General features: G+C 70.2%; 9 protein-coding genes. 8 read left to right on the top strand and 1 reads right to left on the bottom strand.

From position 1 onward, the window contains the following. Position 1: 1 nt before the first annotated feature. The 8 genes from OXG79_03680 to OXG79_03645 are packed head-to-tail and all read left to right on the top strand — an operon-like array spanning position 2 to position 10,518. Positions 2 to 1,198 carry a glycosyltransferase family 4 protein gene (locus OXG79_03680; protein MCY3782869.1) on the top strand — a complete coding sequence of 399 codons (1,197 nt, stop codon included), beginning with the start codon at positions 2 to 4 and terminating at the stop codon, positions 1,196 to 1,198. Then, positions 1,141 to 3,753, top strand: coding sequence for a hypothetical protein (locus OXG79_03675; GenBank protein ID MCY3782868.1), 2,613 nt, complete (start codon positions 1,141 to 1,143; stop codon positions 3,751 to 3,753). Before OXG79_03680 ends, OXG79_03675 begins: the two co-directional genes overlap by 58 nt. Further along, complete coding sequence (locus OXG79_03670) at positions 3,750 to 4,880, top strand: glycosyltransferase family 4 protein (GenBank protein ID MCY3782867.1); 1,131 nt, start codon at positions 3,750 to 3,752, stop codon at positions 4,878 to 4,880. Before OXG79_03675 ends, OXG79_03670 begins: the two co-directional genes overlap by 4 nt. A 1-nt stretch (position 4,881) precedes the next feature. Then, positions 4,882 to 6,369, top strand: coding sequence for an oligosaccharide flippase family protein (locus OXG79_03665; GenBank protein MCY3782866.1), 1,488 nt, complete (start codon positions 4,882 to 4,884; stop codon positions 6,367 to 6,369). Then, the gene (locus tag OXG79_03660; protein MCY3782865.1) at positions 6,369 to 7,526 is read left to right on the top strand and encodes a glycosyltransferase family 1 protein; all 1,158 of its coding nucleotides are present in this window, start codon (positions 6,369 to 6,371) and stop codon (positions 7,524 to 7,526) included. Before OXG79_03665 ends, OXG79_03660 begins: the two co-directional genes overlap by 1 nt. Continuing rightward, positions 7,511 to 8,578, top strand: a complete 1,068-nt coding sequence (locus tag OXG79_03655; protein ID MCY3782864.1) for a glycosyltransferase — start codon at positions 7,511 to 7,513, stop codon at positions 8,576 to 8,578. Before OXG79_03660 ends, OXG79_03655 begins: the two co-directional genes overlap by 16 nt. Continuing rightward, entirely contained in the window at positions 8,559 to 9,407 is an 849-nt protein-coding gene (locus OXG79_03650; protein MCY3782863.1) for a methyltransferase domain-containing protein, read from the top strand. Before OXG79_03655 ends, OXG79_03650 begins: the two co-directional genes overlap by 20 nt. A 1-nt stretch (position 9,408) precedes the next feature. Continuing rightward, entirely contained in the window at positions 9,409 to 10,518 is a 1,110-nt protein-coding gene (locus OXG79_03645; protein MCY3782862.1) for a glycosyltransferase family 4 protein, read from the top strand. A gap of 30 nt (positions 10,519 to 10,548) precedes the next feature. Here the strand turns inward: OXG79_03645 and dgoD are convergent, their stop codons facing one another. Beyond that, complete coding sequence (gene dgoD / locus OXG79_03640; protein ID MCY3782861.1) at positions 10,549 to 11,697, bottom strand: galactonate dehydratase; 1,149 nt, start codon at positions 11,695 to 11,697, stop codon at positions 10,549 to 10,551. Positions 11,698 to 11,856 lie beyond the last annotated feature (159 nt).

Here is an 11,856-nt window from a genome sequence, read left to right as displayed (position 1 = left end):
CGTGCGCCTGATCTTCCTCGCCAATGCGCGCATTCCCAGCGAAAAGGCCCACCCGCTGCAGATCATGCACATGGCCGAGGCGTTCACGGCGCAGGGCCTGGAGGTGCTGTTGCTCCATGCCCGCCGCGCCAACATGGACGCCATGCGGCACGTCAACGACCCCTTTGCCTACTTCGGCGTTGCGCGGGCATTCGCCCTCATCGGCCTGCCCTGCATCGACCTGATCAAACGCGTCACGGTCGATTGGCCCGCACTCAGCCGTCGACCTATCCCGCTGCTGGCACACCTGATCCAACTCGCGACGTTCACGCTCAGCGCGCTGGTGCTCATGCGGCGACTCGGCGGCGGCGTGGTCTACAGCCGCGACCTGTTTCCCTTGACGCTGACGACGCTTCGCCGTCGCCCCGGCGTCCGCACCTGCTTCGAGTGCCACACGCTGCCGCGATCGGCGCCGTCGCAGCGATTGCACCTGTGGGCCGCGCGCCGGGTGGACCGCATCGTGGTGATTTCGTCCGCGCTGCGCCGGTGGTATCTGGAACGCGGCCTGCCGCCCGAGCGCGTGCTGGTGGCGCATGACGCCGCCCCCGCCGCCGCCTTCGACCTGGAGCCGAGGGCCACAGCGCGCCAGGCGCTCGACCTCGCCCCGAACACGCCGCTCGTCTGCTACGTGGGCCATCTTTACGCCTGGAAGGGCGTGGACACGCTCATCGCCGCCGCGGCGACGCTGCCCGAGTCCGTGCAGGTCGCCATCGTCGGGGGCGTGCCGCCGGACCTCGACCGGGTTCGCCGGCTTGCCGGCGCCAGGCGCAACGTGCGGACCACGGGCCATCGCCCACCGGCCGAGGCGCGGCGCTACCTGGCCGCGGCCGACGTGGCGGTGATCCCCTTCAGCGGCTCCACGATCATCGCGCGCGAGCACACCTCGCCGCTCAAGATGTTCGAGTACATGGCGGCCGGCGTGCCCATCGTGGCCAGCGATCTGCCGTCGCTGCGCGAGGTGCTGCGCCATGAACACAACGCGCTGCTCGTGCCTCCCGACGATAATGCGGCGCTGGCCGCCGCCATCGAGCGCCTCTTGAGCGACCATGAACTCGCCGCACGCCTGGCGCGCACGGCCCGGAATGAGGTAGCGGACTGCACGTGGAATCGACGCGCGGCCAGGATCGTGGACTTTCTCGACCTGTCGCGGCCGGCCTGACGCGCGCCGCCGCTCTGCTGGGGCGAGCGGCCGAGCGCCTGGAGCGCGCCGGCGCCAACCGGCACCGGCTGCTGGTGGCCATCGGCCTGCTCGCGCCGCTCCTGATCCTGAATCGCGGGATCCTGCTCGCGGGCGAGCCCTGGCTCGACTTCGACGTGCTCCTGAGCTATCAGCCGCGCTATCGCCTGCTGGCGGCGGGTCTCGCCGAGGGCCGCATTCCGCTCTGGACCGACGGCATGCTCGGCGGGTTTCCCGTGGCCTTCTCCGAGTTCGGCTGGTTCTACCCGCTGACCTGGGGCCTGCTGCGGGTCTTCGACCCCCTGCGGGCCTATTTCATCGAGACCTCCCTGGGTCTTGTCCTGGCGGCGGTCTCCGCCTACGGCCTCGGTCGCGTCTGGGGCTTGTCGCGCCGCGGCGCGTTTCTCGCCGCCTTCCTCTACGCCTACAGCCCCTTCGTCTTCGCCACATCCCGCTTCCTGAATTACGCCGACATCTACTTCGTCCTGCCCGCGGGGCTGGTCGCCATCGAACGCATGGCCCAGGGACGGCGGACTTGGGCCGTCGGCCTCGCGGTCATCACCGGGATCACGGGCCTGGCCGGGCATCCGCAGATCGCCCTGCTGTTCGTGTCGGCGTGGCTGATGTACGCCCTGTTCCGTTTGACCTGGACGTGGCGCGAGGCCGGGCGGGCGCCCGCCCTTGCGCTCGGGGCCTGGCTGCTGACGGCCGTCGTCGTGGGCCTCGCCCTGGGCGCCGTGCGCTTCCTGCCGACTATCCAAGCCACGGAGCTCTCCGGCCGTGCGGCCGGCCTCGAATATGCGATTGCGGCGCAAGGTTCGATCCCGCCTTGGAGCCTGGTGCTCGGCTACCTCTACCCGTCGTTCGAGATTCCGCGCGTGCTCGACGAGACGCTCAACGCCGAGGAGCTGCTCTATCTCGGGATTCTCACGCCCGTGCTCGCGGTTCTTGCATTGGTGGCCGCGCGCCGGCACCGCGTGGTGCGCTTCCTCGCCGTGCTCGTGGTCGTCGCCTGGGTGCTGGCGATGGGCGCCTACAGCCTGGGATTCCCGCTGCTGCACAAGCTGCCACTGTTCGGATTCTTCCGCCAGCCCGCGCGATTCGGGATTGTGGCGACGTTCGGCCTGGCCTTCCTCGCGGCCTACGGCTTCGAGTTGCTCCCCCGCCCCGACCTGGCCGCCGCGCGGGCGGTTGGCTGGCTGGTGCGCGCCTGGACCTGGCTGGCCGGCCTCATCGCGGTTGGCACCCTGGCCGCCACGATCACGCTCACCGGCTTCGCCTTCCTGATCGTGCCCTACGGCTACGACTACGTTGACCGGGTGATCGTGGGGTCCGAGGACCGGTTTCTCACCGCCGAACGCTACTACCGCACCTTCGACCAGCTCTACGGGCGGCTGGAGCAAGCATTTAGCCTCGCGGGACCCACGCCCCGACTGCTGCTGGTCACTGCGGTTCTCGGCGCGTCGCTGATTTGGGCCTATCGGCGCGGAATCCTCCAGGGCAGGCATGCGCAAATGGGCGTTGGGGCCGTGCTCGCGGTCGATCTGCTGTTGGCGCCGGGCCATGTCATTCCCACGGTGCCGGCCGAGTGGTACGACCGGCCCGCGCCGCTGCCGGCCGATTCCGCCGACCAGCGCGACGGCCGGCTTTTTTCCTATCGCGCCCAGGCCCAGAAGTTCGAGCTGTCGACGGCGACCGGCGATCGCCTGTCACGCAATCAGCGCGACCTGCTCGAGTGGGTGTTTCTCACCGCCACTCGCGCCCCGAACCTGGCATTGGACGGCGGGCCGAGGACGATTGACGGCTACGAAAACCTGATGCCGCGCAGCACGGCGCAGTTTCTGGCGTTTGTCGGCAGTGAACGCGCCATCGTGCCCGGCTTCGCCAGCGACGCCTCACTCGACGCCACCGCCCGCCTCGACATCCTGGAGTCACGTCTGGGCGCCCTGGCCGCGACAAACGTCCGGTACATCACGTCGGGGGTGCCGCTGCCGATCGAGGGACTGCATGAGGTGCATGCGGGCACGATCCCGCTTCCCGAATGGGCCGGCGTGGAGCAGCCGTTGTACGTCTATGAGATTCACGACTGGCGACCCGAGGCATGGATCGCGCGACGGTGGTCCGTGGTCGACGACGCCGAGTCCCTGCTCAAACAGCTCGCGGAGCGCCCCGACCACGCATTCGTGTCGCGCGAGCCCGGCATCGAGCCCGGTCAGGGCGCCAGCCGGTCCGATGTCATCGGCCCCATCGCCCGCGGCCCGGAGCGCATCGATCTCAGCGTCGACCTGGCCGCGCCGGGCCTGTTGGTGCTCAACGATGCGCCGTATCCCGGCTGGAGCGCCGAGGTGAACGGCCGGCCGGCGGACATTCTGACCGTCAACCTGGTGGCGCGCGGTCTCGCGCTCCCGGCGGGCGCGCACGAGATCCGCATGCGGTTCGAGCCGCCCGGGTTCGCGGCGGGCGTGATCGCCTCGCTGGTCGCCACGGGCCTGCTGGCGCCGATGCTGGCGTTGAGCGCCTGGAGGCAGCGGCGGTGAAGCTGGCCATCGTGGCCGACGAGCTGGACCCGACCAACGGCTGGGGGCGCTACGCCGGCGAGCTGGCGCGCGGGCTGATTGCGGCGGGCGTTGACGTGCGCTTGGTCACGCCCGGCGGCACGATGCCCGCCGACCTGCGCGCCCATCCCGACCACGCGCCGATCCCGTCGTTTCGCGACGGTACGCCCCACTTCGCACGCTTGCTCGCCCGGACCATCCGGCCCTTGTGGCGCGCGCTGCGGGGTGTTGACGCCGTCCACTGCATGGTCGAGCCCTATGCCCCCGCCGTGGCCCTCGCCGCTGGACTCCGCCCGCTGTTCGTGTCGCTCGTCGGCACCTATTCGGTGCCGTCCAGCCGGGTTTGGCTGGAGTCGCGCCTGCTGCGCCTGGCCATGCACCGCGCGCGGCGACTGATCGCCATCAGCCGCTATACGGAGCAGCGGGTGCGGCGGGACACGGGATTCACGCACTCCACGGTTGTGCCGCTGGCCGTGCGGGCGAATGAATTTGCGGTTCCCGACCCGCCGCCGGCGCGCGAGGCCGGGCTGGTGGTCGCGGTCGGTGAGCCCAAGCCGCGCAAAGGGTTCGACGTAGCGTTGGAGGCCTTCGCCGCGGTGCGCGCGCGCGTGCCGCAGTCGCGCTTCGTCATCGTGGGGCCGTACGCGGCAAGTTCGTCGTTCGTTGCGCGGCTCCGCGAACGCATCCACGGCTTGGGCCTGGAAGACGATGTGATCCTCACGGGAGCCGTGAGCCACGACGAGCTGGTGCGCTGGTATGCCCGCGCGTCGGTGGTGGTCATGCCCTACCGCTCGGTTGGACGCGACTTCGAGGGGTTCGGCCTGGTGCTGCTCGAGGCCGGCGCCTGCGGCGCGCCGGTGATCAGCTCGTTGGACTCCCCGGCGGAGGAGATCGTGGCGCACGGCGAGACCGGGTTGCTGGTCGCGCCCGGCGATGTGACGGCGCTGGAAACGGCAATGCTCCGAGTGTTGTCCTCCACGGACGAATGCGTGCGCCTCGGGGAAGGCGGCAGGGCCCACGCGGCGACCATGACCTGGGAGCGATCGACGGCCCAGCTCATCGACGTTTACGAGCAGACGCTCGGCCGACCCATTCGGCGAGGGTCATGAGATGACGGCTGAAGCTTCCGAACACGAGTCGCCCTCGACGCTGGGCGAGCGAGCCGTGCGCGGCGTGGTTGCGCTGGGCGTGCGCGAGGGCGGCATGAAACTCGTGTCGTTCACGGGCGACATCGCGCTGTACCGCCTGCTCACGACGGCCGATTTCGGCGTCGTCGTGCCGATTGCCTTTCTTGCCGGAATCATCAAGCAGTTCACGGACGTCGGGCTGCATCCGAGCGTGATCCAGCGCCGGGAGGATCCCGGCCGGTCCGACCTGCGCGCCGTGTTCACCTTGCACCTGGGGCTGGTGACCTTGGCCGCGGCCATCGTCGTATTCGCCGGCCCGCCGATGCTCACGGAGTGGATCGGCGTGGACGCGGATCCGTGGATGATCCGCATTTTCGGTATCTCCATCTGGCTTTCGGCGTTTCGGCTCGTGCCGGCGGCGCTGCTGGAGCGTCACCTGCGCTTTGGTCGCCTGGCGGCCGCGGACATCGCCGGCACGGTGTGGTACTTCGGCGCCGGCATCGGGTTCGCCATCGGCGCGTTCGAGGCCTGGAGCCTGATCATCGCCCACGTCGGGGCGAGCATCGTCTCGACGCTGGCGGTGGTCGTGGCGCAGCCGTGGGCGCCGATTCCAACCTGGCGACCGTCGGGTCTGCGGCACTACCTTCGATTCGGCGCCCAGTTTCAGGGCGCCCGCCTGGCCCTGATGGCCAAGGACTCGCTGATTCCGCTCCTGTCGCCGCGCACGGTCGGTGCTGACGGCACGGGTCTCCTGAGCTGGGCGGACAAGATCGCGTCGCAGCCGCTCACGCTGACGCAGCTGGTGTCCAGGGTCACCTTGCCCACGTTTGCCCGCATGCAGGACGACATCGAGCGTGTGCGGCGCGGCGCCGAGCTTACGCTCAAGTGGAACGCCATCGTGACGCTGCCGGCCTTTGCGGCGGTGATCGCCTTCGCGCCGGAGATCGCCATCTACATCTACAGCGAGCAGTGGCTGCCGGCGATCCCGGCGCTCTACGCGCTGGCCGCCAGCGCCGTCCTGGTGCCGATCAACGGTTTGCTCACACCAATCCTCGCCGCGCTCGGCCGGACGCGCGTCATTCTCGTGATCGCCATCGTCTGGGCGGTGGCGGCTTGGGCGCTGGCCATTGGCCTCAGCGCGGCCGGACTGGAGCTGCTCGCCATCCCGATTGCCCTGGCGGCCACCCAATTTGCGGCGGCGCTGGTGCTGCTGCCGCTGGCGCGGGACGTCTTCGACTTCCGCCTGCTGCGGCACCTCGCGCGACCGCTGGCCGCGGCTGTGCTGGCAGGCGCGTTCGGTCGCCTGGTCATGCTCCCGCTGCTGACCGACTGGGTGCTGCTGATCCAGGGCGGCATCGTGGTCGTGCTGCTCTATGCGGGTCTCATCTACCTGATGGATCGCGAGACCATCCGGCACGAGGTCGGCCTGCTCTTCCGGCGTCCTGAGCCCGACCCAGGCGATAGCCCCTGATGCGCGCCGCCATAAACCTCCGCAACGCCAACCTGATGGTCACCGACGGGCACGGCGAGAGCATGCGCAGCCTCGCGCGCGCCCTCGTGCAAACCACGGATCCTCACCGGCTCGACTTGCTCATGGATGCCCCGTCGCGCTACCCCGGTTTCGAGGGAGCCAACGCCAGGGTTTGCGTGCTGCGGCCCTTCAGGTTCGGCAACCGCCCTCTGACCCAAGCATTCGGCGGCGACCCCTGGTACCGTGCCCGAGTGCCGCTGGCCCGAGCCTGGCGCGCCGCCGACGTGTACCTCCAGAGCGCTCACGAACCCCCGCCCTTTGTCAGCGGTCCGCCCCATGTCGCGATGGTTCACGACGTGGCGTTCATGCGGCCTGGAGCCGAGGCCTTCTTCGACGCGCCGACACGCGACTACCTCGATCGGTGGACGGCGAGCAGCATTCATCGGGCCGCTCGCGTCCTGGCGGTTTCCGAATGGGTGCGGGACGAGGTCGCGCGGATATACGGCTTTCCGGCCGAACGGGTGGACGTGGCGCCCCATGGCGTTGACGGCGATCGCTTTCGGGCAGATGTCGACGCGGAATACGTCACCCAGACGGTGAACCGTCTCGGCATTCAGTCGCCGTATGTGCTGTTCCTCGGCACGCTGCAGCCGCGCAAGAACCTCGGCACGCTGGCCCGGGCGTATGTCGAGGCGCGGCGGCGCGGCCTCGCGCACACGCTTGTCCTGGCGGGCGTCCCCGGCTGGCGTTACGCGGATGTCGCCGCCGACCTCGAACGCATGAGCGGCAAGGGAATCCAGATCACGGGCGCCGTCGAAGCCCACGACCTGCCGGCGTTGCTGGCCGGGGCCTCGGCCTTTGTCAGCGTCGCCATCGACGAGGGCTTCGGCATGCCGGTGCTGGAGGCCATGGCCTCGGGCGTGCCGGTGGTCGCGACGAACCAAGGCGGACTGGCCAACGCCGCCGGCGATGCGGGGATGGCCGTCGACCCGCACGATTCCGACGCCATTGCCGAGGCGCTGCTGCAGGTCACGAGTGACGAGCGGCTGCGCGAGGACCTTCGGTCGCGCGGCCTGGCGCGGGCGGCGGAGTTCACCTGGACCCGGACGGCGCGACGGGCGTGGAAGTCTCTGGAGCAAGCATGCGCGTCCTCCTGATCGGGCCCGAATGGGACACGGGTCTATGGACCGACTATTGCGGCGCGGGGTTGGAGGCCGGAGGCCACGACGTGGCCACACTGTTCTATGGCCGCGACCTGGCACGTCCGGTGGGTCTCTGGGGCCGCGTGCGGCGCCGGCTCGCCGGGCCGCATCGGTTTCATATCGGGCGGGTGCTCGAGGCCATGCGCCGTGACAATCTTCGCGTGCTGGATGCCGCCGTGCGCCACCGCCCCGATCTCACCGTGGTCCTGAAGGGCGAGGTGCTGCTGCCGGAAACCGTCGAGCGCCTGCGCGATCTCACGTCGGGACCCGTGGTGCAGTGGTGTGGGGACGATCCCTCGTGGTTTCCCCACATCATGGCCGCCGCCCATCTCTACGACCGATTCTTCCTCGCTGAGCCGTCCTATGCGGCCGACCTCGCCCGGCACGGGGTGGGGGCTGAGTTCATGACCCATGCCGCCGATCCCGACACCTGGGGACCAGCACCCGACGAACTCCAAGACCCGCCGGAGTGGGACGTGGTGTTCGTGGGCGACGCGCGGCACAACATGGGGCATTTGCCGTCCACGCGCCTGCGCGTGGACCTGGTGGAGGCCGCGGCCCGCAGCGGCCTGCGCGTGGCGGTTTGGGGCCGCGGGTGGGAGAAGCTCGACGCCAACTCGCCGGCGCGGCAACGACACGAAGGGCTGACGCTGTTGCCCGCCGCGGCCGTGGCGCGAGCCTACCGCCGCGCCAAGATCGCGCTCAACGCACACCATGCCCAGATGCGCGAGGGCGTGAACATGCGCACCTTTGAGATTCCCGCCGCGGGCGCCTTCCAACTCTGCGACGCCAAGGCGCGGCTCGGCGAGCTGCTCGAGATTGGACACGAAGTCGCCGTCTACGAGGGCGTCGACGACCTGGTTGACCGGCTGCACCGCTACGCGGGCGACGACGCGGCGCGGGCGCGGATCGCGGAGGCCGGTCGCCGGCGCGTGCTGCGCGACCACACCTACACCGTGCGCATGGCCCAGCTCGTCGCGCGATCGCATGGCGAACCGGCCGCTTAGCGTGCCCGCCGGATTGCCGTCGCTGCTGTCCACGGCTCTCGCGGGACGCTCCGACCGCGAGCTCTTGCGACTGGCGATCGAGGCGCACCTGCATCAGCCGGCGATCGCGCTCTGGCGCGCCACCGAGTTCGCCATGCTGCGCGAGGTGGCGTTCGGTGCGCCGGTTCTCGATCTGGGCTGCGGCGGGGGCGCCGTCGCCGGAGTGGTGCTCCACGACCACTGGCCGCGCGACGGCCTCGAATTGCTCGCCAGCGAGGCACGCGCCGCCCGCGACCTGGGCGTCTACCGGGGCGTGATTCGCTCGGACGCGACGCGGGCCCCGCTGGCCGAAGGCGCCTATGCCACGGTTTTCAGCCAAAGCGTGCTGGAGCACATTCCGGACGACCGAGCCGCCGTGCGCGAGGCGGCGCGGGCGCTCGCGCCGGGCGGGCGGCTGGTATTCACGGTGCCTTCCCCGGCCTTCGCCGAGCGGATTCGCCAGGGACCCGGCGGTGAGGCCGCCCTGCAAGCGACGAACGACCGGCTGGGCCACTTCCACTACCGCTCGCTCGACGAATGGGCGGCGCTGCTGGACACCTGCGGCCTCGGCATCGTCGACACCGGCGGGCACCTACCCGCTCGCACGCAACACGCCTGGCAGCGCCTGGACGCGCTGATGACGCATCGGCTGGGCCGACGCCGCGTCCTGGATATCTTTCGGGCGCTGCACCGCCGACGCCTCGTCCACCGCAGCGCGTGGATTGCCGCGTGGACCGCGATGCTCTGGCGACCCTTCCGTCGGAAGGTGGACGATCCCGGCGGCTACCTGATCGTGGCCCAGGCGCCCTAGCATGCCGGCGCGTGATCGTCCGCGGGTGCTCCACCTCTCTCCGACGTGGTTCGGGGAGATTTCGGTCATCGGCGGCGGCGAGCGCTTTCCCCTCGAGCTCGCGCGCGCCATGCGGGAACGCGTGCCGACCCGGCTCGTCGCATTCGGCGGGCCACCCACAACCGCCGACGCCGCCGGGTTCCCCATCGAAGTGGCCCGCACCTGGCGCCACCTGCGGGACCGCCCGTATGACGCCATCGGTCCGGGCTTCATTCCCGCCCTCCTGTGGGCCGACGTCGTCCACTGCCACCAGGCGCGCACCGGGCTGACGGCGCTGGCGACACTGTTGGCGCGTCCGCTCGGGAAGCGCGTGTTCGTCACGGATCACGGAGGCGGCGGGGTCGGGTGGCTGCGGCGCGCTCGCCTGGGGCGCTGGGTCCACGCCCACCTGGCGCAAAGCCGGTTCGTGGTGGACACGCTGCCTTATATGGGCCGTCGCACGGCGATCGTCCACGGTGGGGTAGACCCACAGGTGTTTGCGCCGTCTGCGGCCAAGGCTCGCGGCGAAGTGGTGTTTGTGGGCCGCCTGCTGCCGCACAAGGGGATCGAGCACGCCATTCGCGCGCTGCCCGACGACGCGCATCTTGCCGTGTACGGTCGACCCGCCGACCTCGACTACGCCGCGTTCCTGCGGCGCGAAGCCGAGGGCCGCGCCGTCACGTTCCACGAAGACGCCGACGACCGGGAGCTCGTGCAGGCGCTCGGCCGCGCTTGCGTGGCGGTGATGCCCTCGGTGTTCGAGGACTTTCGCGGCCGCCACCAGCAGCATCCGGAGCTGCTCGGGCTGGCCGCGCTGGAGGCCATGGCCTGCGGCACGGCCGTGGTGGTTTCGCAGGCCGGTGGGATTCCCGAGGTCGTCGAGCCGTCCTACGGCGTCGTGGTGCCTCCGGGCGATTCGGCGGCGCTTCGCGCGGCGCTGGCGCCGTATACGTCAAATCCCGAGCATGCCGCGGCCTGCGGCACGCGCGCCCGCGAGCGGGTGCTGCGCGACTTCACCTGGAGCGCCGTGGCTGACCGGTGTCTGGCCGCCTACGGTCCGGTTCCCTCTCCCTCAGGGAGAGGGTTAGGGTGAGGGTCCGGCCCGTCCGCTCCTGAGTTTCCCCTATATGTCCGCCACCGCGCCGTCGGCGTATACGTCGGAGCCGAATTCCAGCTCGTGTGGCGGGTTCGCCGCGATGAAGGCCTCATCCAGCTCGACGCCGAGACCCGGAGCCTCCGGCAACGCGAAATGCCCATCGGCGAAGGCCAGCGGTTCCTGCAAGACGCTCTCGAAGTACGGCGGCTTGCGCGCATATTCGAGGATGAGGAAGTTCGGCGTCGCCGCCGCCAGTTGAATATTCGCCGCCGTCGCCACGGGGCCGTTGGGGTTGTGGGGCGCCATGGAGATGTAGTGCGTCTCGGCGTGCGCGGCGATGCGGCGCAGCTCGGAGATGCCGCCCGCGTAGCAGATGTCGGGCTGGACCACGTGCACGGCGCGCGATTCGATCAGCTCGCGGAACCCCCAGCGGGTGTAGAGTCGCTCGCCGGTCGCGCACGGCACCTCGGGCACCGCGGCAGTCACCTGGGCGTAGGCCGGCACGTTGTCCGGCGGGATCAGCTCCTCCGCGAACAGCAGATCTTGGTCGCGTACACCGTCGAGAAAGCGAACGGCCGCCGCCGGCGAGAGTCGCCCGTGAAAGTCGATCATCAGATCGAGCTCGGGACCCGCCGCGGCTCGAACGGCCGCTACCAATTCCACGGCGGCCTTGGCCAGGGCAAACTCGTTGAAGCCGCCTTCGAGATGCGGCGGCGCGATCTTGAACGCCGTGAAGCCCTGTCGCTGGGCGTCCAGCACCTGGTCGATTTCCGAGCCTCCCAGGTCGGCCCGGGCGTAGGCGCGGACGCGATCGCGCACTGGACCGCCGAGCATGCGGTATGCGGGCAGCCCGGCGACCTTGCCGGCGATGTCCCACAGCGCCATGTCGATGCCGCTGATCGCCGCGTTGAGGATCGGCCCGCCGCGGAAAAACGGGTGGCGATACATCTGCTGCCACAGGTGCTCGACGCGGGTGGGGTCCTGCCCGATTAGAAACGTGCCGAACCGCTCCACCACCTCCGCCACGGCCTGGTTCACCTTGAACAGGCTGCACTCGCCGGTGCCGTGGATGCCGCTGTCGGTTTCGATTCGGACGAAGGTCCACACCCGGTTGAGTCGTGCTCCGGGAGCGGCCGGCGCGCCGCAGTGCATGGTCTGAATGTCGGTGATTTGCATGGGTCTGGCTCGCGGAAACCGGCGCCGAAGCCTAGCGCACGGTCGGCGGGTTACTCCGAGTCGGCCCGCGCCGGAGACCCTTGGATGATTGGTTGACGTCCCGAATCCGGACCTCGAATCACCCTCATCTCCGTAATCAAATGCGGGGCAGGCTCTGCC

The sequence above is a fragment of the Chloroflexota bacterium genome, from assembly GCA_026706485.1.
In the GTDB taxonomy this organism is placed as follows: domain Bacteria; phylum Chloroflexota; class UBA11872; order UBA11872; family UBA11872; genus JAJECS01.
The sequence above is the reverse complement of the archived record's forward strand: the minus strand, read 5'-3'. Positions and strand labels throughout refer to the sequence as shown.

Excerpts from the sequence above, each read along its gene's own strand:
- OXG79_03665 (MCY3782866.1), top strand. The coding sequence starts at position 4,882 with ATGACGGCTGAAGCTTCCGAACACGAGTCGCCCTCGACGCTGGGCGAG.
- OXG79_03660 (MCY3782865.1), top strand. The coding sequence starts at position 6,369 with ATGCGCGCCGCCATAAACCTCCGCAACGCCAACCTGATGGTCACCGAC.
- OXG79_03655 (MCY3782864.1), top strand. The coding sequence starts at position 7,511 with ATGCGCGTCCTCCTGATCGGGCCCGAATGGGACACGGGTCTATGGACC.
- OXG79_03650 (MCY3782863.1), top strand. The coding sequence starts at position 8,559 with ATGGCGAACCGGCCGCTTAGCGTGCCCGCCGGATTGCCGTCGCTGCTG.
- OXG79_03645 (MCY3782862.1), top strand. The coding sequence starts at position 9,409 with ATGCCGGCGCGTGATCGTCCGCGGGTGCTCCACCTCTCTCCGACGTGG.
- dgoD (MCY3782861.1), bottom strand. The coding sequence starts at position 11,697 with ATGCAAATCACCGACATTCAGACCATGCACTGCGGCGCGCCGGCCGCT.